General features: G+C 54.2%; 29 protein-coding genes and 1 riboswitch. Of the genes, 9 read left to right on the forward strand and 20 right to left on the reverse strand.

What is annotated here, in order from left to right:
• Positions 1-56: 56 nt before the first annotated feature.
• The 3 genes from OS242_RS08335 to OS242_RS08345 form a co-directional block, all read right to left on the reverse strand.
• Positions 57-404 carry an amphi-Trp domain-containing protein gene (locus tag OS242_RS08335; protein ID WP_267151219.1) on the reverse strand — a complete coding sequence of 116 codons (348 nt, stop codon included), beginning with the start codon at positions 402-404 and terminating at the stop codon, positions 57-59.
• 53 nt (positions 405-457) lie between these two features.
• Positions 458-2200: an ATP-binding protein gene (locus OS242_RS08340; RefSeq protein ID WP_267151220.1), complete on the reverse strand. Its 1743-nt coding sequence runs from the start codon at positions 2198-2200 to the stop codon at positions 458-460.
• Positions 2201-2350: 150 nt separating this feature from the next.
• Positions 2351-3811, reverse strand: coding sequence for a leucyl aminopeptidase (locus tag OS242_RS08345; RefSeq protein WP_267151221.1), 1461 nt, complete (start codon positions 3809-3811; stop codon positions 2351-2353).
• A gap of 153 nt (positions 3812-3964) precedes the next feature.
• On the opposite strand from OS242_RS08345, the gene OS242_RS08350 reads away from it, so the two are divergent.
• Positions 3965-4189: an AtpZ/AtpI family protein gene (locus tag OS242_RS08350; RefSeq protein ID WP_267151222.1), complete on the forward strand. Its 225-nt coding sequence runs from the start codon at positions 3965-3967 to the stop codon at positions 4187-4189.
• Positions 4190-4281: 92 nt separating this feature from the next.
• Here the strand turns inward: OS242_RS08350 and OS242_RS08355 are convergent, their stop codons facing one another.
• The 11 genes from OS242_RS08355 to OS242_RS08405 form a co-directional block, all read right to left on the reverse strand.
• Positions 4282-4860 carry a hypothetical protein gene (locus OS242_RS08355; RefSeq protein WP_267151223.1) on the reverse strand — a complete coding sequence of 193 codons (579 nt, stop codon included), beginning with the start codon at positions 4858-4860 and terminating at the stop codon, positions 4282-4284.
• Between the two features lie 120 nt (positions 4861-4980).
• Entirely contained in the window at positions 4981-5280 is a 300-nt protein-coding gene (locus tag OS242_RS08360) for a hypothetical protein (protein ID WP_267151224.1), read from the reverse strand.
• A 32-nt stretch (positions 5281-5312) separates the two neighbouring features.
• Positions 5313-6602 (reverse strand): helix-turn-helix domain-containing protein, encoded by a 1290-nt coding sequence (locus OS242_RS08365; RefSeq protein WP_267151225.1) that lies wholly within the window; start codon positions 6600-6602, stop codon positions 5313-5315.
• A 180-nt stretch (positions 6603-6782) separates the two neighbouring features.
• Positions 6783-6989 carry a hypothetical protein gene (locus OS242_RS08370; RefSeq protein WP_267151226.1) on the reverse strand — a complete coding sequence of 69 codons (207 nt, stop codon included), beginning with the start codon at positions 6987-6989 and terminating at the stop codon, positions 6783-6785.
• Positions 6990-7006: 17 nt separating this feature from the next.
• A complete protein-coding gene (locus OS242_RS08375; RefSeq protein WP_267151227.1) occupies positions 7007-8317 on the reverse strand; it encodes a helix-turn-helix domain-containing protein in 1311 nt (436 codons plus the stop codon).
• 242 nt (positions 8318-8559) lie between these two features.
• Positions 8560-9258, reverse strand: coding sequence for a hypothetical protein (locus tag OS242_RS08380; RefSeq protein WP_267151228.1), 699 nt, complete (start codon positions 9256-9258; stop codon positions 8560-8562).
• 66 nt (positions 9259-9324) lie between these two features.
• Positions 9325-9951, reverse strand: coding sequence for a GerMN domain-containing protein (locus OS242_RS08385; RefSeq protein WP_267151229.1), 627 nt, complete (start codon positions 9949-9951; stop codon positions 9325-9327).
• Positions 9938-10519, reverse strand: coding sequence for a flavin reductase family protein (locus tag OS242_RS08390; protein ID WP_267151230.1), 582 nt, complete (start codon positions 10517-10519; stop codon positions 9938-9940). The genes OS242_RS08385 and OS242_RS08390 overlap by 14 nt, the downstream gene beginning before the upstream one ends.
• Positions 10520-10856: 337 nt before the next feature.
• The gene (locus OS242_RS08395) at positions 10857-11342 is read right to left on the reverse strand and encodes a hypothetical protein (RefSeq protein WP_267151231.1); all 486 of its coding nucleotides are present in this window, start codon (positions 11340-11342) and stop codon (positions 10857-10859) included.
• A gap of 145 nt (positions 11343-11487) precedes the next feature.
• The gene (locus OS242_RS08400; RefSeq protein ID WP_267151232.1) at positions 11488-11703 is read right to left on the reverse strand and encodes a DUF2922 domain-containing protein; all 216 of its coding nucleotides are present in this window, start codon (positions 11701-11703) and stop codon (positions 11488-11490) included.
• Between the two features lie 39 nt (positions 11704-11742).
• A complete protein-coding gene (locus tag OS242_RS08405; RefSeq protein WP_267151233.1) occupies positions 11743-11967 on the reverse strand; it encodes a DUF1659 domain-containing protein in 225 nt (74 codons plus the stop codon).
• 165 nt (positions 11968-12132) lie between these two features.
• On the opposite strand from OS242_RS08405, the gene OS242_RS08410 reads away from it, so the two are divergent.
• Both OS242_RS08410 and OS242_RS08415 read left to right on the forward strand, forming a co-directional pair.
• Positions 12133-12555, forward strand: a complete 423-nt coding sequence (locus OS242_RS08410; protein WP_267151234.1) for a hypothetical protein — start codon at positions 12133-12135, stop codon at positions 12553-12555.
• 35 nt (positions 12556-12590) lie between these two features.
• On the forward strand, positions 12591-13028 hold the full coding sequence (locus tag OS242_RS08415) for a hypothetical protein (RefSeq protein WP_267151235.1): 438 nt from the start codon (positions 12591-12593) through the stop codon (positions 13026-13028).
• A 50-nt stretch (positions 13029-13078) separates the two neighbouring features.
• On the opposite strand, the gene OS242_RS08420 is transcribed toward OS242_RS08415, so the two are convergent.
• A complete protein-coding gene (locus OS242_RS08420) occupies positions 13079-14284 on the reverse strand; it encodes an LCP family protein (RefSeq protein WP_267151236.1) in 1206 nt (401 codons plus the stop codon).
• 161 nt (positions 14285-14445) lie between these two features.
• Between OS242_RS08420 and OS242_RS08425 the strand changes: the two genes are divergently transcribed.
• Positions 14446-14784 carry a histidine triad nucleotide-binding protein gene (locus tag OS242_RS08425; protein WP_267151237.1) on the forward strand — a complete coding sequence of 113 codons (339 nt, stop codon included), beginning with the start codon at positions 14446-14448 and terminating at the stop codon, positions 14782-14784.
• Positions 14785-14936: 152 nt separating this feature from the next.
• Positions 14937-15170: a hypothetical protein gene (locus tag OS242_RS08430; protein ID WP_267151238.1), complete on the forward strand. Its 234-nt coding sequence runs from the start codon at positions 14937-14939 to the stop codon at positions 15168-15170.
• 38 nt (positions 15171-15208) lie between these two features.
• Here the strand turns inward: OS242_RS08430 and OS242_RS08435 are convergent, their stop codons facing one another.
• Together OS242_RS08435 and OS242_RS08440 are read right to left on the reverse strand one after the other, a co-directional pair.
• Complete coding sequence (locus OS242_RS08435) at positions 15209-16549, reverse strand: oligosaccharide flippase family protein (protein WP_267151239.1); 1341 nt, start codon at positions 16547-16549, stop codon at positions 15209-15211.
• 126 nt (positions 16550-16675) lie between these two features.
• The gene (locus tag OS242_RS08440) at positions 16676-17341 is read right to left on the reverse strand and encodes a hypothetical protein (RefSeq protein WP_267151240.1); all 666 of its coding nucleotides are present in this window, start codon (positions 17339-17341) and stop codon (positions 16676-16678) included.
• Between the two features lie 119 nt (positions 17342-17460).
• On the opposite strand from OS242_RS08440, the gene OS242_RS08445 reads away from it, so the two are divergent.
• Positions 17461-17790 carry a YtrH family sporulation protein gene (locus OS242_RS08445; RefSeq protein ID WP_267151241.1) on the forward strand — a complete coding sequence of 110 codons (330 nt, stop codon included), beginning with the start codon at positions 17461-17463 and terminating at the stop codon, positions 17788-17790.
• Entirely contained in the window at positions 17787-18284 is a 498-nt protein-coding gene (locus OS242_RS08450) for a hypothetical protein (RefSeq protein WP_267151242.1), read from the forward strand. The genes OS242_RS08445 and OS242_RS08450 overlap by 4 nt, the downstream gene beginning before the upstream one ends.
• A gap of 55 nt (positions 18285-18339) precedes the next feature.
• Here the strand turns inward: OS242_RS08450 and OS242_RS08455 are convergent, their stop codons facing one another.
• Positions 18340-18849 carry a hypothetical protein gene (locus OS242_RS08455; protein ID WP_267151243.1) on the reverse strand — a complete coding sequence of 170 codons (510 nt, stop codon included), beginning with the start codon at positions 18847-18849 and terminating at the stop codon, positions 18340-18342.
• Positions 18850-18871: 22 nt separating this feature from the next.
• On the reverse strand, positions 18872-19483 hold the full coding sequence (locus OS242_RS08460; RefSeq protein ID WP_267151244.1) for a Gmad2 immunoglobulin-like domain-containing protein: 612 nt from the start codon (positions 19481-19483) through the stop codon (positions 18872-18874).
• Positions 19484-19600: 117 nt separating this feature from the next.
• Here OS242_RS08460 and OS242_RS08465 point away from each other — a divergent pair, with 117 nt between their 5' ends.
• The gene (locus OS242_RS08465; RefSeq protein WP_267151245.1) at positions 19601-19909 is read left to right on the forward strand and encodes a DUF1811 family protein; all 309 of its coding nucleotides are present in this window, start codon (positions 19601-19603) and stop codon (positions 19907-19909) included.
• A gap of 38 nt (positions 19910-19947) precedes the next feature.
• Entirely contained in the window at positions 19948-20520 is a 573-nt protein-coding gene (locus tag OS242_RS21315; protein WP_323372922.1) for a YqkE family protein, read from the forward strand.
• 187 nt (positions 20521-20707) lie between these two features.
• Here OS242_RS21315 and OS242_RS08480 read toward each other — a convergent pair whose 3' ends face one another.
• The gene (locus OS242_RS08480) at positions 20708-21109 is read right to left on the reverse strand and encodes a hypothetical protein (RefSeq protein WP_267151246.1); all 402 of its coding nucleotides are present in this window, start codon (positions 21107-21109) and stop codon (positions 20708-20710) included.
• Positions 21110-21192: 83 nt separating this feature from the next.
• A riboswitch (ZMP/ZTP riboswitch) is annotated at positions 21193-21274 on the reverse strand.
• Positions 21275-21277: the final 3 nt, after the last annotated feature.

Here is a 21277-nt window from a genome sequence, read left to right on the forward strand (position 1 = left end):
AAAAAAGCCGCCCGGCACCGTGTCGGCCCCTGGCGGCTGTTCGTGTCTGTCGTCTGTCAGTCCCCTTCGCGCATGCGCGGACAGTCTTCCTGACCTGGCAGGTCCAGCGGCGGCACGCTCGGCTCCGGCAGATCATCGTCTTTGCGATCTTGTTCCGGCTCCTCTCCGAGCTTGGCCGTGTCGTCATATTGCTCATCCCAAGACAGTTTCAACTCGTACGACTGCTCGATGCCTTCCTTGCGAAACTCCTGCCGCACCCGCACCTGCTTGGCGACCGTGATCGGCAGCCCGTCAAGAAGGAACGAATGCCCCGCCTCGATCTGATCGGCGATCCGGCGGAACAGATCAGCCGCCTCTTGCGCAGTCAACACATCCCGGCGTTTGATCTTGATCTCGGAACTCATGCAGATTCCCACCTTTTTGCATGTCGTGATGTTCTGCCTTCAGTCTACCCGGTTTAGGAGACAAAAGGCAAACGGATGGTAAAGGTACTGCCTTTGCCGAGCGTCGACGTCACGTGGATCGTGCCGTTGTGCCCGTCGATGATGCGGTGCGACACGGCCAAGCCGAGGCCCGTGCCCGCGCTTTTCTTGGTGTAGAACGGTTCGAAGATGCGCTCGATCACGTCTTTGTCCATGCCGACGCCCGAGTCGGTGAAGTGAATCGAGACGTGGGAGGCGTTGTTTTCCACCTTGATCTCCAGACGTCCGCCCTCCTGCATCGCGTCGAACGCGTTGTTGGTCAAGTTGAGGAACACCTGCAACAGTTGGGCCCTGTCGATGGCCACCGGCAGCAGGGACTCGCCGGGGATGTAGCTCAGCTCGACATTTTGCATCAACGCTTGCGGCTGCACGAGCGCGACCAAGTCCTCGACCAGTTCGGCAAGCGACGACGGTTTCAACTGCGGCGCGCTCGGTTTGGCGATCATCAGGAACTCGGTGATGATCTCGTTGGCCCGGTCGATCTCCGGGATGACCAGCTCTTTGAGCTGGCGGATCTTCGGATCGGGGGAGTCGCTCGGGAGCAGTTGCAAAAATCCTTTCGCCGTCGTCAGCGGATTGCGAATCTCGTGGGCGATCCCGGCTGCAAATTTGCCCAGCACGGAAAACTTTTCCGCCCGCCGCACCTGTTCTTCAAGGAACAGCCGGTCGGTCAGGTCTTCAAAAATGCCGATGGCGCCCAAGATCTCGCCGTGCTCGCCGAGGATCGTGCGCGTCGATGTCTTCAAGATCCGCTCTTTGCCGTCTGCCGAGCGAATCGACTGCTGGATGTCGGTAAACGTCGTCCCGGTGCGCAGCGTCTCATGGATCAACGACAGCGACGGATCCATCTGGAGTTTCTCCAAAAACAGATCGCCTTTGCGATTGATGATCTCCTTGCGCGTCATTCCAAACAGACGTTCCGCCCGTGAGTTGAACGTCGTGATCATGTTGTCTTTGTCGAGGATGACCAGCCCCTCGGTCATCGCGTTAAAAATAAACTCCGTCTGCGCCTGCAAAATGCGGTAATACTCCAACTCGCGGACCACCGGATAGCCGATCACAATCGACCCGCGTCCGTCAAACAGCGGGATCGACTCCTGCGTGATCCAGATCTTGCGTCCCGAGCGGGAATAGCCGGTCAAAGGAAGCAGGTTGTCGAGGTTGTGTCCGACCAGATCCTCTTTTTCGACCTCCATCAATTCGCAAGCCACTCGGTTGGCGTAGGTCAGCGTGCCGGTCTCATCGTAGGTCAGGATCGAGTTCGGCAACGAGTTGAGCACGATCTCGAGATTTTGCATATGCGTTTCCTCGACTTTGCGCTCGCGAAACACGATGTAGCGTTCGAGCAGTTCCGAGGCGTTGACCGACAGCAGGTTCACCGTTTGCTCGAGGAAGGAAAATTGTTCCTCAAGCGAATGCTCCGGTGCGTCCACTCGTTGGCGGACGAGCGGCAGCAAGCCGACGCGCAAGTTGTCCAGCACTTCCCGCACCTTTTGCACCGAATATCCGTGATCCGCCATCATCACCCCGAGTTCGCAAAACGCATCGTGATGACCGACCGGCTCCTTGGCGAGAACGTGTTCCAGGCCCCATACAGCGAAGTCGCGGATCGTATCGGCCAGTTGGGAATTGGTTTCAAAACCAGCCTTCAGGATCACTCTTGCGACGATCGCTTCGACCTGTTCTTGAACGAATCGGCTCACATCCACTTGATTCACTTTCTCACCCACCTCTGTTCAGCGTATAAGTGTTATTTAGTGATTCGATATCTGTATAATTTTCCCCTTTTTTCCTCTCTTGAAAAATGAAAAAACGATAAAAAAGGACCTGCCTCCTCTTGGAGACAGGTCTTTTGGATCTTTTCAACGCTATTTCGCCAGATTTTCCGCCACTTGAATCAGCGTGCGGGTCGAGAAACCGGTCGCCCCGGCCACCGTGTAGCCTTTGGACGATTTGGCCATCGACATGTTGGCCATGTCGAGGTGAACGGCCGGCACGTCGTCGGCAAACGCCACGATGAACGCACCGCCTGCCACCGCTGCCCCGTTGCGGCCGGAGTAGTTGATGTAGTCGGCGATCTTGCTCTCGATCAGCTCGTCAAACTCCGGGTAGGTCGGCAGCGCGTGGAGCTTTTCGCCCACAGCGTCGCCCGCTTCCTTGACCGCTTGCGTCCACGCGTCGTCGTTGCCGTAGAGGGAGCCCGCGATGCCGTTGCCCAGCACCACCGTCACCGCGCCGGTCAGCGTCGCCGTGTCGAGGATCTTCGTCGCGCCGAGGTGCTTCACATACGCCACGCCGTCGGCCAGCACGAGGCGGCCTTCGCAGTCGGTGTCGATCATCTCCACCGTCTTGCCGTTGAACGCCGTCGCCACATCGCCCGGCTTGAACGCGCGGCCGGAGATCATGTTCTCCGCCAGCACCAGCACGCCGGTCACGTTGATCGGAAGCTTTTTCGCCGCGATCGCCTGCATCGCGCCGAGCACGCAGGCCGCGCCCATCATGTCGGTGTGCATCTCGCCCATGCCGGTCTCCGGCTTGATGATATAGCCGCCCGTGTCATAGGTGATGCCTTTCCCGACGAGGCCCAGCACATCTTTGGACTCCGGCGCGCCGGTGTACTTCAGGGCGACCAGATACGGCGGGTTGTCCGAGCCGATGCCGACCGACAGCAGCAGGTTCATGCCGAGTTCCTTCAGACGCGCCGCATCGAGCACTTCTACCTCGATACCGTGCATCTCGCCGGTCTCCTTCGCAACGTTTGCAAACACTTCCGGCGTCAGGATGTTGCCCGGACGGTCGGTCAGATCGCGCGCGAGCAGCACCGCTTCGGCGTTGATGCGGCCGTTCAGCGAGTTCATCTGCACATCGCTCACCGATTCGCCGATCAGCGTGACCGTGTGGAAACGCTTTTTCTCGTCCGGCTTGGACTTGTGCCCTTTGTATGTATAGCTCCCGAGCAAGAGACCTTCGACCACAGCCGACGCGAATGCATCGCCCGGCAGCGCCACTGTCAGTTCCTCGCCGCGCACTTCACGGGAGGCAGCGCCTGCCGCCTTGCGGTACGACTCGGCGTTGACCTTGTCCGCTTTGCCTGTGCCGACCAGATAGAGATGCTTCGCCGCGATGCGGCCGTTTGTGCGGATGTGCGCGATGGCGTTTTGCTTGCCGGTCGCCTCTTCATCGGCGATCATCGCCGCGATCTCACCGCCAAGAGCTGCGTCCAGCGCTTTCAAATGCTCCGGCACTTCCTTCGTCTCCGCGTAAAAGACGACGAGTGAGTCGCCCGTTGCTTGCGTCAGATCTATATGCTGTACAGAACTGATATTCATTGATCGTTTCCCCCTCTGTTCCACTGCTTGCCACCCCTCCAGTATACAGAAAAAGACCCAATGACAACAAGGAGAGCCGCATCACGGCTCTCCTGCCTGTTTTACTCTTTGACGATCTGTCATACAATAGCCACAAGAGGTGACGAGACGACAATGAAAAAACCTGACGAAAAAAACGAGTCCTGGAGCGCGTTTGGATTGGTATCGATGATCGGGGCGGACATGGCGATCTGTACAGTCGGGGGCGTGTACCTAGGCATGTGGTTGGATCGGTTGTGGGGAACTGCTCCGTGGATGTTGCTGGCGGGGGTCCTGCTTGGGCTCGGGGCCGGGATCTACGGCGTGATCCGCATCTTGGCCGCGTTCGGCCCGAAGTAGAGCGAGGGCTTATTGGCTGGTTTCGGTGGGTGTCCCGTGCAGGACGTGATCCGGTTCAGCCCGGTGTCTGTTTCCTGTGGCAGTCGGCAGGTTCAGGATTCTTTGAAGCGGTTGCTGTTGAGCACTTCATCGATCTTGCTGAGTTCCTGCGAGAAGGAGCGCAGCCGCTCCATGCATTCTTCTTCGAGGTCGGTCTGACCGTCCCGCTTGGCTTGCGAATACTGTCCGAGCGCCATGTAGATATGGCCCATGATGATCTCCCGCGTCAACCGCAGATCAAAGTCGGCCGGCAACTTGCGCTCGGCGAACGGGCCGTCATCCATGACCATCCCGTTCAGATACAGCGTGCGAAACAACTCCCCGCGATGCGTTTCATACTTTTCCCCGCGCAGCCTCAACTCCGTGATCAACCCGTCGATGGCGTTGATCATGCGGCCATCCCCTTTTTTCACCCGCATGTACTCGATGAGAACGTGCAACGCTTTGCCGTTCTCGTACATGTAAAAGATGACCTCGTCGTCTTTCAGATACAGGTGAAAGATCATCGTCTTGCCTTTCCCTTTCTCCTCCAGTTGAATCCCTGAACGAGAAACTCGTGTTTTCCAGAGGTCGACCAGCTCGCGGGTCGTCTCGCCCGAGATATTGCGGTAGATGACAATCTGGTTCTCCATGAGACACCCTCCCTTCGAGCTTGAGAGACCGGTGGTTCGTTCATGTAGTACCAACAATATATGCGAGGACGGGGGCATCTTGTTAGGAATTTTAGCGACGGGATGCGCCCGTTTTTTTTCTCAATGCTTCGCGTACTTCATCATAAAATCCAAAAACGGCAGATGCATCGCCTCGTACACCACTTGCAGATCATACTCCGCATCCACGCAGAAAAACGGATACTGACTCAGTGCCTGATCATCGAGCAGGTAGAGATCCGCATCCAACTGCTTGACGTGATACATCTCCAAGCACCCGCACACCACTTGCATAATCGTGTCTTCCTTGACGAGGCAAGCCGTGATCGTGTGATACCAGGTCGGTGCGAGCTCATCCTCACACCGGACTTGTACCAGTCTTGGATACAGTTCCATTTTCACAGGCGAGTCCACCCCGCAACACAATATAGCCGTCACAGCATGAGCCCCCTCTTATACAATTCCCCCTGCGTCTGAGAGCGCACCTGCTCCAACAACTCAAAAGCTCGGAGTATATCATCCGCATCCCTGTACACACACGACAGCTCGTACATCGTATCGCCATACGCCCCCAACTCCCGATGCCACAGAAAAGCATCCGCCGCCGATTCAAAATGGCGGATCGCCGCTTTCTTCTCGTCACGCGTCAGATCGATTTTAGCCTGTAGCCGGTTCACCCACGCTTGGTAGATATGCAGTTCCGGCAGAAGGTTTTGAGCACTCAGGCACGCTTCCTCCGCTTCTGGCCAACGTTCGAGTTGTGTCATCAGTTTGGCGTACTCGACGAGGGCGATCCCTTGCTCCTCCTCCCTGCCGAGATTCGCAAACTGCCGGATCGTGTCTGTCAGCAACGACTCCGCCTCGTTCTCCCGACCTGACTCCCCATACGTGACCGCGCACGTCACCTGATTGCGCAACATCATCACCTGATTGTCGATGCCCTTAAAGATCCCGATGGCCCGCTCCGCATACTCCGCCGACTGCGCCATGTCTTTCTGCATCTGATAGCTCACACTCAGCCCCAGGTACACGTTCCCGATCTCGTTATGACCCTCTACACCCTCGTACAGATCAGCCGCCCGCTTGTAAAAATCCTGCGCCTCCTGCGCTTCCCCCATCTTCACGTATACACTGCCGAGCAGGTGGAGAATCTCCGCTTTCAGATACACATCCTGCTCCGGCATCCCCTCGGCGTGATCTAGTGCCCGTTGCCAATGAAAGGCGGCGAGTGCGTAGCGTTTTCTGTTGGACTCCACGTCTCCCAACAGTTTCAATTTCCGGGTCAACTTCGGCTTGTCCTGACGCAACAGCACGAGTTCCGCAACCGCCTGCAACGTCTTCTCGGCTGCCTTCCACTCCCCCGTATGGAGCAGGCATTCTCCCAGTTCCAGTTGGATGTCCATCTCGGAGACATGCGTCCGTTTCGCGGCGAGGAGATCCTGTAGGATCGGGATCGCGGTGTCGTATTGTTTGGCTCCCATCAACGCACGAGCCATTTTAAATGCACTCTGATGATCCAGACTCATATCCGAATCGATGACCAATTTATCCACCGTCGTGTCCAGCCGCTCTGCTATGGAAAGCAACATCTTGTAAGACGGCCGCGCCCGGTCCGATTCGATCTGGCTGATCATCGACGGCGTGCAAAGCCCCTTGGCAAGATCGATCTGAGTCAGATGTTTTGACATTCGCAATTCTCGGATACGTTGACCGAGTGAGATCATTTAAATACCTCCCTTTTAAATAGGAATCGAATGATGTAACATCAACACTCCTTATATGGAGATTCTATTTGAAATCCAGTTGCTAAGGTATAAAAAGTACTGTTTGATCACTGGCGAAATGTGTTAGCATCCTTTTGCGGTCATAAAAAAGCCTCCCGGAAATATCCGAGAGGCTCTTCCTTATGCTTTAACAATCAGAGGTCCAGGACCAACTTCAACAGCCACATGAACGTCAGTTTCGTCAAAGATTGCTTCGTTTTTGATGCTCAACGGTCCGGTTCCGATTTCAACAGCCACTGTCGTAAATCCGTTTGCCAAGGTAACTGCCATCGAAAGAAGCACAGCACAGACCGCGATTCCACCGAAGATTTGCTTCAGCATTTTCATTGACTGATCCACCTTTACTAACGAAGATGTGTTGCTCGACGTAACATATTACATACACGATCAGAGACTTCAAGTGCTTGTTCAAACATACCCTGATAGCGAAACGCATTCACTGCAGTACTCAAAGATTCAGCCGCATCCTTTATGAACCCCATTTTATCAAAAAGATCCGAGGCCAAATAGGAGTATTGGATTGATTTCTCATATTGTTTTATTTCACAAAGATACTCAGCGAATGATTGGTACACATGCACAAAGTGTAAACATGAAGATGCCTCTTTTTCCGTGAACAGAGTGAGCGCTTTTTCCAGCACTTTTTCAGCTTCTGTTAGCCTTTTCTGGCCAATCAAAAGTTTTGCGATTCTTGCATGAATATATGCGACCTGTTTGAGGTCGCCATCATGCTCCGTTTCTTTGGCACATTCAAACATCTCGTCGATTGCTTTATCAGGATCTTGTTTCGAGAGCACGGTAAATGCATAGGACTCCTTTACCAGACGGGCAAATCGTAACGCATTTTGTGACTTATAAAGGGTATGCGCTTCCTGTAAATATTTCTCTGCTTCCCCCAGGTCACCCATCGACTGATAGGCGATGCCAAGTTCAAACCACGTATGCGCCAACTTATCTAAATCAGAAATATCTTTGAAGAAATTTTCCGACACAGACAGATACTGAACGGCATCCGTATTGAGATTCAGTAACCGGCTCGCCATCCCTAGATTGTAAGCAATTCTGGCCGCTGTGACGTCTATTCCTTGAAAGCGAAGAGTTAGTTGATAGGCTCTCATATAATGCGCATGGGCATTGGATATATTCCACAAGCGATAATTAGCCGTACCCAGTTTATTATAGACGACAGCCATGAGATGGTCGTCCGGTTCTCGTTGAAGTTCCAAGCGCATCTGAAGATCAGTCAATGCCTCAAGAGCTGCATCAGGTTGATTCGTCCCCAATAAACAATCGACCTTGGATAACTCAAGTTCACGCTTTTGATATTCCAACAGTTCTTGCGAGTTCTGGAGATGATCAATTAAGTCTAACGCTCTCGTATACTCATTTCGTTCGATATATATGTTGATAACTTCTAATTTAATCTTAGCACTGAGTTCATCAGTATCATCTATCATAATCTCATGAAAAGGGACACCCAATCGGTCCGCAATCTTCTTCAAAAATTCTGGTGATGGTAAGTGTTGTCCGTTTTCCAGAAAACTAATGGTTTGCCTAGAGCAAATTCCTTCGGCAAGCTCATCTTGAGAAAAACCTCTGTTCAGTCTATAGTTCCGAACTCTTCCACCTATTGATTTGAACGCCTCGTTCTTCAAGTAGATTCACCACCATTAATCATCTTCATACTCCTAGAATTACTATAACACAGCACCAACACAATCTTATAATTTTTGCATGAATTAATTTAATTGTCTGTTTCTTACACTGACTTATTGTGACCAAAATATGATGCTAGACATCATGCGACGGTAGTAACACGATTGTTAAAAACAAACACCGGTGATATAGTACTCGCCCAACTGAGAGTACTATGTCACCGGTGTTTTTCATCCCAATTTCATTTGAGAAGCTCCGTCAGTTGTTCATTATTCATTCTCCAACTGACTTCTTTCAAGATACGCATCATAAAAGCTTGTCGTTTTTGATCCTGATCAGTCACAGGTTCTGGAAGCGGAGTATCGGTTACGTCTCCATCCGTGTTAATCCGTGGATTCATGACATCTAAGCCTTGATTCCCTACTTTCAGGTTTACGGAAATTTCCTTCCTAGTATCATTTTGAAGCTCAACAATATATGTGGCACTCACATCATAGATTTTAGAAGATTCATCGATCAGGTTCGTACTAATTTCTTTAACTGATACCTTTTTTGCTGGTAGCGTTCCATTTCTATACATTTCAGTATAGATGGCGTATTCGGGATGTTGGTCAAGATTCTTTTTGATCCTGTCTTTACTTCTTTCCGTCGGATGCCAAGTAATCAGTGCGTATCTTTCGAACAACTCCTGCTCATCTGCGGCCATAAACAGAGTCGGCCATTCCGCAGAAAGGATATTCGTGATGATCCCCAAGGAACTTTGTTTGGGTTCTACTTGATCCAAAATAGCCATCTTCTTATCAAAGTCGACCTCTACATCCCTTTGAATGTTTGAGCCAGCAATTTGAGCGGGTTGTTCCTCAGTACAGCCTGGTAGCACAAACAGGAACGCACCAAGTGCAATGCCAGACAGCATAAACATCCTCTTTTGAAGTCCCATCATAACCTCCTGATCGTTTTGGTCCGCATCTCTTCCTTCATCTGAATGTGACCATCAAATGGAGTGTTAACTTTCCTCTCTGAGTAATACGCCATCGTGCAGATCGACACCAGCCCAGTCTGTAACCGGCTGCCCTTTTACTTCGATGCGAAGTGTTCTGGCCGTCAGGAAGTTGATTTTCATCGTATCAGCAATCGTTTTGAGGACGATCCCACGATTTTCTTCCGGCATTGCCAGAATGGAATCATCAAAATTCAGCGTGATCATGTCGTCCTGAACTTTCGCGTCAAGCAGTGTAACGCCCGCTGAGATCACTGGCGAGGTTTGACTGCCCTCTCTCGTGAGTTTCATCAGTTTGAGCAATTCGAGGACCTTTTCCCTGTCACTTGTCGGTTTGTTTACGACATAGGCATACTTCTGGGTTACAAATTGAACGGCGGAGTTCTCGTTTTTCTTATAGACGACAAGTTCCTCGTGATACCTTGAATCGTAGACACTCCGATCCTGCGCGTAACGTAAAAATTGATTACTCTCCTCGAAAGATGGCGCGCATCCAGACAAGCAGAGAGACAGTCCAACTAAACCTACAAGCGGTTTCCAATATGCATTCTCTTCCTCCTCGTAGACAGAATCATGCTCTTCCACCATCCCATCAAAGAGTAATAGACAGTTCCTTGGATCAGTAGACAGCATCGGTGATGAAATCCCCCAGCGGAACCGCAATCTCGTTTGCAAACCGGTACATGCGTTGCTTGTGATCCCCCACAAAAAATACAGGATCGACAAGCCCTGCATCGAGGAAGCCGTCTTCTTTTAGAAGAGAAGAATCGATCTTTCTGTCAACAATCGAAGCGATCACATAGGTGTATTGCGGGTGAGAGGCTGGAGTACAGATCTCCTCGACCCGGCATTCTATACTGATCGGACATTCCAGAATTGAAGGGGCCGACACATGCTTCGACGGGACAGACGTATGACCCGACAAGTCAAACTTGCCTCGCTCCTTCTCGGATGTGAAGCCGCATTGTTCGATTTCCGCCATATGCCGCTTGTCCGGCACATTTACAACCAGTTCCCTAGTCAGCCGGATGCAGTCAATGGCGTGTCCAGAGCTTACGAAACCCAGATACATCATGTTACCTAGGCTAAAAGAGGACGATCCCGTCGAGATATTCGGCTGTCCGTTCTGCTCGATGTAACAGATGAGTATCACCGGGTAGCCGATGTACATCTTTGAAAATTCGGTTGGCACTTTTACCACTGACCACTCTCCTCTTCCTTTCCTTGATCGGGTTCGCTCTCTTCATCGTAACATCCCGTTACAAAATTAACCAATATAAATAATGTGTAAGAGGTAATTCTCCGTCACTCAACATCACAGAGTCATTTGAAGTACAACTATTTTCTTTCGAGTACAACCCCCCTCTAAAACAACATGTACGTGGCTTGGGATTTTTTAAATTGATGTTTGAACTGTGCTTTGTATTCCACAACTTCTATCCATACGACATTGCTTCGCGTATTACTTCCCTTTTGCTTCTTCATAAGGCGAAATTTCCATTTGCATCGCCCATTCGAGGAAAACGGGTGTTATGATTCTATTCTTGCGGAATGCTCGACTCATATTTGTAGGGTGGATGAGAAGATCCACCCGTAATAACTTTCCATGTACCTTTCATTTTATAGACGGGCAAGGTGTTGATCGAGACTCGGTCGTCGACATCTGTTTGTCTGACGGTGATCATAACCAGCGAACTGTTGACTGAACGAACATCTTCGATCCGTATCTCTTTTAGATCATTTCGGATCTTTTCTGTAGACCGCTCGTATCGATCACTCTGTTTTTGATAACGCACATCGTGGGTGTATTTGAGCATACCCTGTACGTCATCTGCCAGGATTGCTTTTATTGTCTTTTGCATCACCTCCTCTGCTTTCTTGGCCGCAGGAGATTCGTCGGCCGGTATGACCAACATTCCTGACTCGTCAACCTGACCGCCAGCAAAAGTTGTTTGCATCGTGTAGATCGTGCCGCTCCCGACCAGACCGGCCAACAGTACCCATCCGGCAATCACTTTTTTCATTTCCAATACACCCTCTCGGTCCATATTTTTTCGAACTGGCAAAACATGGGTACTGGTCGAGTATACCAATTGGTTACAAATAAAACTATAATAAAAAAGAAAAAAAGCCGACTATCTCCAACAGATAGTCGGCTCTTTGTGCTCCTTACAACGCGATCTCTTGCACGCTCGTCTCGAGCAAGCGGGCTTCGACTTTGGAGATGGCGTTGCCTTGGGAGAAGGTGAAGATCCGGGTCTGCAACACGAGGTCCATCACGGCGGTGATCTCGGCTGCGGTGAGGTTTTGTCTCGGTTCGGGGATGTTGACTTTGACTTTTTTGTTGGTGTCGGTGAGGAAGATCAGTTCCAGTTCGCGTTTCATGGGGGGCACCTCCGGCAGTTTTAGGTTTTTGGCTTGATGTTAAACGGTTTTGTACAGGTCTTCCCGGTTGACGCGCTCGATGTGGTGGAGAGGCCAAGCGGAGAGGCTGGCGAGCGCTTCGCCGATGGCGTAGAGATCTTCGAGCGAGGCGGACGGCATGACGCGCGAGTAGGCTTTGTCTTTGTAGACTGCGTTGCCGTCGGCGGTGGTGCCCGTTTGCAGGGTGAGGATCATGCTGGAGAAGCCGTGGAAAATGTCGATCATTTTGTATCCCTCCAGGGTGTGTGATGTCTTACACCCTTCTCTATGCGAGGAGTCTGCCGGACCGGGGACGATATTTATGGAAATAGTTCCTTTCTATCATTGCAACAAGAACAAAATTCAATTACAGTTAATATGTCACATTATAAACAAGGAGGTTTGTCAAAAATGAAACTTTGGAAACAATCGATCTGTGTGCTCGGGGTGGCAGCTCTGCTCGCAGGAGGTGCGCAAACCACGTACGCGGCAAGTGTCGGGGAAAGCGAAGCGATGACCGCATCGGGTGTGAACGACTCGTTCCGCACGGCGAACTACTTTGAGATGGGCGATGCGGTGAGCGGGGTGATCGGCACGGCCAGCGACGTGGATGTGTTCGAGTTTATGCCGAACGGCGCCTACCGCGTGGACTTCACGTTCAACACCACCGGCAACTATGAGTTCCAAGTGTGGAATGCGTATGGCTACCTGCTCGACAGCGTGGTCGGCTCCGGCTCGTTGAGCGTGCCGATCAACTATGAGTGGGATTCGTACTATGTGCGCGTGATCGGCAAGAACGACTCCGGTGACACCTACACCTTTACGGCGAACTAATACTCAACCACCAGCGACCAGGAGGTCTCCTTGATATGAACCTGTGGAAAAAAACCATTCTCGCGCTCGGCATCACGGCGATGCTCGCAAGCGGCGCACAAACGTCGTATGCGTATACGGTCTACGAAGGGGAAGCGAGCAACGCCTCGGGCGCAAATGACACGCTCAGCACCGCGGTGATGTATCACGTGGGCGATGTGATGAACGGTGTGGTCGGCACGACCGGCGACGTGGACATGTACAAGTTTGCGCTGGATGATGACCAGGTCTTGCGCTTCACGTTCGACACGACGGGCACGTATGAGTTTGCGATCTACGACGGAGCGGGCGGTTTGGTCGGTTCTGTGGTCGGCCCCGGCTACCTCGATGTGCCGGTCGACTACACGGCCGATCTCTACTCGATCCGCGTATCCGGGAAAAACGACTCGGGCGACGCGTACACGATCTTCGCCAAGCCGATGGGCCGTGGCTGATCCACCCACACAAAAAAGACCCCTGTCTCAGGGGTCTTTCTGCTTTCCTTCTACTCGGTGACCAGAGACGCGCTGACGTAGCCGTACATGCCGTCCGGGGTCTTGATGTAGTACCAGCCGTCGAGCTTCTCGATCAGGGTCAGGTCTTGCCCTTCATAGACTTTGCCGATCACGGCCGAGTCGGTGGTCGGTTTGGTGCGCAGGTTGACGTATTCGCCGGAGACGGTGACCACAGGGCCACTCTGTGCAGCCGGTGTTTGCGGTTGGCTGCTCTCCTGCGGCTGGGTCGTGGTCTGCCGGGAGCCGCCGCCTGCCGTGCCTGCATCCGCCGTGTCGGTCGACGCTCCGCCTTGGACCGTCTCATGGAAGAACGAACGGGTCGCTTCAATGTCCGGCCAGAGGATCGCTTCGCCGTACATGTTGGTCGTCTCGCTCAACGCATCGTCTTGCGGCAGTTGTTCGGTCTTCATGTTGGCCGTGTCGAGCTTGAGCCCGAGGGCTGCCAGTTTGAACAGGTCGTCGCCGCCGAGGTTGGTCTGCACGTACGGTTTGACTTCCTTTAAGATCGTCGGCAGCTTGATCAGCTGACTCGGTGTTTTCATCTCATTGACGACCAGTTTGACCATCTCGCGCTGGCGTTCGGTGCGGTCGAAGTCGGCGCGGACGCCGCCCCGGTAGCGGACGTATTGCAGGGCTTGGTAGCCGCTCAGATGCTGCTGTCCCGCCCGCAGGTTGATGTCGTTGACGCCGTCGTCCGCGTGGATCATGTCTTCCTGCACGTTGACGTCAATGCCGCCGATGGCGTCGACGATCTTGGCAAATCCGACAAAGTCGGTCGCCACATAATAGTGGATCTCCGTCTTCAGAAACTGCTGCACGGTGTCGATCAGCAGTTCCGGACCGCCGTTTGCAAAGGCGGCGTTGATCTTGTGCTGCCCGTGGTCGGGGATGTTGACGTAGGTGTCGCGCATGATCGAGAACAGGGCGATCTGTTTGCTCACCGGGTCGATGCTGGCCAGCAGCATGGTGTCAGAGCGCGGCTTCTCGTCTTTGTTTCGCGAGTCGACGCCCATGATCAGGATGTTGACCTGCTCCGTCCCTTCCCATTTTGCTGTCGTCAGCAGGTTTTCCCCGTTGGAAAACGGCTTGTTCGCATTGACCGATCCTAGGAATGAGAACATCGAATACACATAATAGCCGGCAAACAGGCCGACAACCACCAAGACAAAGCTGAACACTCTCAGCCATTTTTTCAAGTCCTATCACATCTCCTTCAACCCTGTCTATATTCCACACAGAAGGCGCAAATCCTGTCAGAGACCGTTCCGTACCGATCAGTATCGCCAACTCTTTTCCTTTTTTCGCCACTCGTGGTAATCTGGTGGTGGACAACGATATGACCAAAGGAGCGATACTCATGGATTGCCTGTTCTGCAAACTCATCGCGGGTGAGATCCCGTCGAAAAAAATCTACGAAGACGAGCACGTCCTCGCCTTCCACGACATCAACCCGGTCGCGCCGGTGCACGCCCTTGTCATTCCAAAGAAGCATATCGTCAATGTACTCGACCTGACGGAAGACGATGCCCTTGTCCTTGCAAAAATTCATGCGGCGATCCAGATCGTCGCCAAAGAGACCGGCATCGACGAGACCGGATTCCGCGTGGTGACCAACACCGGCACGCACGGACAACAGACGGTGTTCCATATGCACTATCACGTCATCGGCGGTCGCCAATTGAAGTGGGAGTTCTAAAAAACGATTTACACTCTGTTTGATACGTTGTGCGTAACCCTGCTCCCCGCCTGTTGCAGGGTTATTTACTTTTCATAAAATATTGGTATATTTCATTTACCTCTATGGAGTGTTATACTATTCTTAATCACAGGTTTGGAGGTACTCACGAAATGGCGAAAGCAGCTCCTTTTTTGATCACTCTGGTCATCCTGCTCGTCTGTAGTTTGGCGATCACCACGATTCTGCAAGGTACTTCCGCATTTGCTTATGTATCGTACATCAACGCCGGTCTCGCACTCGTACTCGTCCTTGCGATCTATCCGAAGTTGAAGAACATGATGGACAAATACGAGCGCAACCAGAATCAGCAGAATCGTTCCAACAACAACGGCAACCGCTACTAAATTCTGCGCATACACGCGAAAAAAGACCAACGCCCTTTTTAGGAGTTGGTCTTTTTTTTCGTGATCTTGTCGGTGATCTTGCGCAGGAGTCGCTTGTATTGGTCGATCTCGTCCGGTTGGAGCACGAACAGTTTCCATGCCGGGTACCGGGTCACGTAGGCAAAGTAGCCGATGGAGAACAGGAAGATCGCTGCGTTGGCCGACACTTTTGCAAAAGCGGCACCGTGCGCGCCCAGATGCGGGATCAGCAACAACGCGATGGAGAGGTTGACGACGATGGAGATCGCCTCCAAGGCCATCAGCAGTTTGGGGCGGCCCAGTTGGTTCGTGAAGAACGTGGTCAGGATCGTGGCGAGTCCGAGCAACGCCGCGCCTGGCAACAGGATCATCAAGTTTTGCACGGCCGGTGCAAACGCCTCGCCGAAGACCCGCGGGATCAGCCACGGCATGACGATATAGAAGCCGAGCATGGCGACCAGCAAGATGATCGCCGTGTGACGGAAGGTGCGGGCGGTGAGCAGGGACGAGTCCTTTTCTGCCAGCGACGACACGCGCGGCATCACCACCTGCAGGATCGAGCCGGAGACGAGCATCAGCATCTCGGCGATGGTGACAGCGATGGAATAGACGCCCGACTCTTGGACGCCAATCAGGAAGAAGACGATGTAAAAGTCGATCCGCATGTTGGTGATCGTGAGCAGTCGCGCCCCCATCAGTTGCGTACCGTACCGGAACATCTCGCGGCGAATCTTGAGGTCGGGGCGCGGGATGAGCGTGACGCCGCCGTGGCGGATCGCAACGTAGGCGGAGACGGTGGCGGTGACGGCAAACGAGAGGAACCACGCCCCCATCGCGTAGAGCGTCTGCTCGTCCGTCGGGGCAAACAGCACCGCCCCGGTCAACAGCGGGATGAAGAGCAGCGACTGGACGGTGTTGAGCCGGTTCAGCCACTCGTGCTGGTCCAGCCCCCAGATCAGCCGGGTGACATAGACGTGAAACACGGAGAACGGCGCGACGAGCAAGGCAAACCAGATCGTGCGCGTCTTCATCGCCTCAAACGGGCCAAATCCGTTCCACAGCCACGGCGTGCCGAGCAGCGCGACGGCGAGCAGGAACGACACGAGGATCGTCGCAAACCACAGCGCGGTGGAAAAGACGAGGCGCGGGTCGTGTTTTTGCTTGTTGATGCCGTACGGTATGTATTCGCTGAACGAGCCGACGATCGGCGAGTAATAGGAAAAGTTGGTGATCGTCGCGGTCAGATAGCCCCGCCCGGTCGGGCCGAGGTAGTTGGCGGTCAGGATGGCGATCAGGAAGCTCAGTCCCGCCCCGAAAAATTTATAAAATAAGGTGCCGAGGATTCTCATCATCGGTGTCATGACGTTCAATCCCCTTTCTCAGATCACAATACATGAAACATGTCCATCTTAGCATTGTAGCACAGAAATGGGAAAAGGGAGCGGGTGCCTTGCGCGGCTCCCCTCCCTTTTTGCTACTTCGTGCCTTTACCGGATCGGAGCCGGGGTCGTCGACTCCAGTTCCACCACTCGTTCGACCGCCCAGATCCCGCCTCTCCCCTGCTTGACGGGTTGGTAGAGCTCGAGGAGAAACACGCAGGTTTTGTGCCGGGACCAGACCAGCGCGTGAAACAGGCCGGAGCCGGAATCGACGTAGGTGCCGCGCAGCCAGAAGGGGTCTGTTTTGCTAAACCCGAGCTTTGCCGCGCCGACGACTCGCGCCGTCTCCACCGGGTCGAGCCGCCACGGGTTGCCGCCGCGGTCGACGTAGTTTTGCACTCGGATAAAGTCCTCCCCGGCCAACGCCACGTAGCCGACGCGCGGTCCGCAGTCGGAGACCGGGCCTTCCGCCCCCGCCCCTTCTTCGGCCGGCGTGATGTCGGCCGGCGTGTCGCCTGTCGTCGGCGGCGACGGTACGGTCACGCCGGTCGGCTGGTCGATGGGAAAGTTGGTGCCGGCAAACGGGGTCGGTTGAACGGCCGCACCCGGCGGGATGTAGGGTTGGATCTGTTCCTGGCCGGCGACGGTGGTCCCCATCGGGCCGAGCGGCATCAGGGGCATTTGCTCGGCTCGTGTGTGTTCCTCGATGTCAAACTGCCCCACCGGTTGCAGACACGGCCGGTTCCAGACTTCGTTGTGATCGCGAGTATCCATTCTGCTCGCGCCTCCTTTTGCTTTCATTCTCCTCATACGATATGTAGGCACTTGCCGAATGTGTGCGGGTCCCGTCGCATAGGTATCGTACAAGAGCATTCTGGACAAGGAGGGAGCCTGTGGAGCGATTTATCAGCACCGTGATCCTCGACTTTTTTGTCGCCCTCGGCATCGTGCTCGGCGGCTCGATCATCGGCGCGCTGGGCGCGGTGCTCACTCACCGGCCCCCGATGACGACGATGGTCTATCTCGGAGATCAGCTGAAGATCTGGGCGTTGGTGGCGGCGCTCGGCGGGACGATGGATACGTTGAAGGTGTTCGACACGGGGCTGTTTGGCGGGGCGCAGTTTGCGGTGGTGGTCAAGCAGTTCTGCTACCTGGTGTCGGCGTTTCTCGGGTGCAATGTGGGGTATTATCTCATCAAGTGGATCGTCGGGGAGATCAAATGAACAACAAGCGATTTTTCGCGACGCTGTTGGTCGGCGCCCTGTTCGGCGCTTCGGTGTTGCTGGCGGTCAGAGGGCACGATCTGGACCTGCTCTATCTGCGGCTGGCCGAATGCCGGGATACGTGCTCGCAGCTCGCCGAGGATAAACAAAAGCTGGAACAAGAGCTCTCCCACGCCGAGAAGCAGCGCGTTCGTCATGTGAAAAAGCTGGTCGTGACGGTGCAAGATGCCCCGGATGAATTCATCAAGCTGAAGGTGCAAAAGTTGGTGAAGACGGAGCTGAACTATCTGGTGGATAAGGATCTGGCCCTGCTGGAGTCGCAGCCGGATCTGATCCGCCGGTTGCTCGATGAACGGACGCTGGAACTGTCGGCGACGCAAAAGATCACGCTCGATGTGACCGATGTGTTTATCGGGGAGACGACGACGATCTTTTTGACGGCGAAGCAAGCGCAGGAGACGTTGAAGGGGTTGGAGCGGGATTCGTTGCCGTAAATAGAAAATCACCTGTCTCCGTTGCGGGGCAGGTGATTTTTGTATGGCGGGTGCGCTATTTGCCAAGGTGTTCCGCTTGGGCTTGCATGCGGATCATCTGGATCTTCAGGCGGTGCAGTTCTTGGGCGTCCAGCTCGCAGACAAAGGTCGGGACGCGGCCGAGGTAGTCGGCCAGTTCCGCTTTGGTCGCGCGCTCCGGCGGGACTTCGCGGCTGAAGCCGAGGATGCCAAGCTCGGCGATGGTCTCCAGCATGGCGGTATCCGGTCCCCAGTCGAGGCGGAACCGTACAGTGTCTTCGAAGTCGCCGTATGCGTAGTCGACGCGTCCGACGAGGTGGAAAGTGTCTTCAAAGGCGATGATGCCGGTGACGAGGCCATAGGTCAGTTGCTGGTCTTTGGTTTCTTCGAGCTGCACGGTGATCCCGTTTTGCGGGATGAGCAGCGGCCAAGTGAGTTGGTTTGGGACGTGCAAGATCCCCGTTCCTGCCGGGTGCGGAAACTGGCGCAGTTGCTCCAGGGCCTCCGCTCCGCTGACGAGGTCTAAGCGCGGTTGTTGTTTGTCCATCGTCTGCCTCCAGATTGGGTGGTTATTGCGGTTTGACTTTTACGGTGATCATGTGGGTCCGCGAGCCGTCGTTGGCGCTGCGGATGAAAAATTCGATCAAGAGTGTTTTGCCTTTGTAGGCCGGTTTGAGCGGGACGGCCGCACGGATCGGGCTCCAGGCCGGTGCCCCCTCGGCGGCGCGAACGACTTGTTCCGGTTCGAGCAGCACTTTGTTTTCATCGCGGACGCGGTAGTTGCCGACCGCTTCGAAGGCCCTCATCTTGCCGGAGATGTACAGGGTGCGGCCCGCTTCCCAGTCCAGTCGCTCAAGCTGGAAGGCGTCGTTATGCAAGGCGCGTTCAGCGAGCGACAGGGAGCCTGTGTCGCTGAATGCGGAGACGGTGATCACGTCGCTTTGCTCGGGAGCAGGCGGCGTTGTCGGTTGCGGGTCCGGCTGCGGCGGCGTGGTCGGCTGGGCCGGAGTTTTCGGCGGCTGTTGCGGCGCGGTCGGCGCAGGTGCCGGAGTTTTCGGCGGGTCTGCGGGAGCGACGACTTGGCGATCCTCCTGCCCGCCCTGCCAGTAACCGACGTAAAAACCGGTGCCGACGGCGGCAATCAGCAGGATGGCAAAGAGCCAGATGGTGGTTTTTTTCATAGCAGGTACCTCCTGTCTACACTATTCTACAATATGTTTGCCTCATCGTACTCATGGAGATGTCGATCTGCTATAATTCGTGTCAGAAAGATACGGATGAAGGAGTGCGATGTTTGGATGGCAAAGTTGTATCGGGATATGTCGACGGTGGAATTGAATGAGGAGATGAAGCGGCTGCAGGAGCTGGGACGGCAAGCTTTGGCGGACGAGCGGTTTGAGGAATTGGATGTGCTGGAGCGGAAGTATTATTTGGCGTTGTCTTATACGATGGATCCGGCAGTGGTGGAGATCGGGAAGAGTTATGAGATTGTGGATTCGAAGGATACGCTGACGGTGACGCGGATGGACGGCGTGATGGCATGGGGTCATCGGAACCGGGTGCCGATTGAGGAGGCGTATCCGATGGCGATGCTGGTGATCGCGTGAGTCGGGGGCATCGGCATCGGGATAAGAATGTGAAAAAGATGCATCGGATTATTGGTGATTATGCGAAGGTGCTCGATGCGATCGGACAGATCGATGGGGTGCATTCGGTGGTGACCGGGGTGATTTCGCTCAATAAGTCGGAGTTTGAGGAGATGACGTTTCAGTATTTTACGGATACTGGGATTAAGTTGTTGGCGAAGACGACCGATTCGGTGCAGGAGATTTTTGTAATATGTAAGGATAAGAATCGTGTCTTGGAGGAGTTGCGGGGGCGCGGGATTATAGTGGAAAGGGTGAGAGATGTGGGGAAAAAATCGGGGAAGTCTGCGAAGCCGGTAAAGCCGCAAGTGTCTGGTTCTCGGTACGATGAGCGGAAGAATTTGGTGGATAAGCCGAAGGATAAGGGTTTGACTCTGAAGGATATGCTGTCTCCGGATATGTTGGCGAAGTTGACGGAGCAGTCGAACGGGTTGAAGGAGCAGGAACGGGTGCAGCAGGAACATAAGCGGCAGGCGGAGATTGCTCGGAGGGAACGGGAGCAGAAAGAGTTGGAGAATGATTTTGAGTATTTGTTGAAGACTTCGAGGCAGGATTGGAAGGATTTCAAGTAAGGGATTTCTCTGGCGAGGGCTAGGGGGTCAAGAGCAACTGGGGGGGCCTTTCCCCCGCTCAAACATTTATGACTAAAGTTATAAAAAACTCGCTCCTCGAAAGGCCCCCCCAGTCGCTCTTGTCGTCTGTGCGGCGGCTGTCGGGGGGAAGGGATTTTTTTTGGATGAAGGAAAGACCCTTTGCCCGTTAGCGGGTGGAGGGTCTTTGGGTTTGGTTTTTTGGGGTTTTGCGGGTGGTGAAGACCACCTGCAAGTGGCGGTCGTAGTAGCCCTGGCGGGCGAGGAAGCTGTGCAGGGGGTCTTCGACGAACATGCGCCAGAGGACGCGGCGGCCGGTGGCAGCCGGGAAGATGACGTAACGGCGGATCGGTTCGCCGGTGGCATCTGCCAACCAGAGTGAGGTGATCTGGTCAAGGTCGCGGACGCGTTTGTAGTGGACTTGTTCGCGGCATCGCGGACAGGTGCCCGCTTGATACGGGACTTGGTCGTAGGTTCCTTCGCTGATGGAGATGCTTTCAAAGGGCGCGCCCTTTGCCTCGCAATGGGGGCAGGTGACGCGGTCGCCGTATCGCTCTTCATAGACCATCATGCCGGGCTCTCCTCCTGTTTCAGCTCGACTCGTCCAGACTGTTATGAAAAAAGACAGACGGCCGCCTGAGCTGTGGTGTGTGTGCACGTTGCCCAGGCGGTCGGCTGTCCTTCCCTTGCGTTCCCTCGTGGTGACCCACTTTTTCCGCCAGTTGCGCAAGGTGATTCT

The organism is Tumebacillus lacus, from assembly GCF_026410385.1.
Lineage (GTDB): Bacteria > Bacillota > Bacilli > Tumebacillales > Tumebacillaceae > Tumebacillus > Tumebacillus lacus.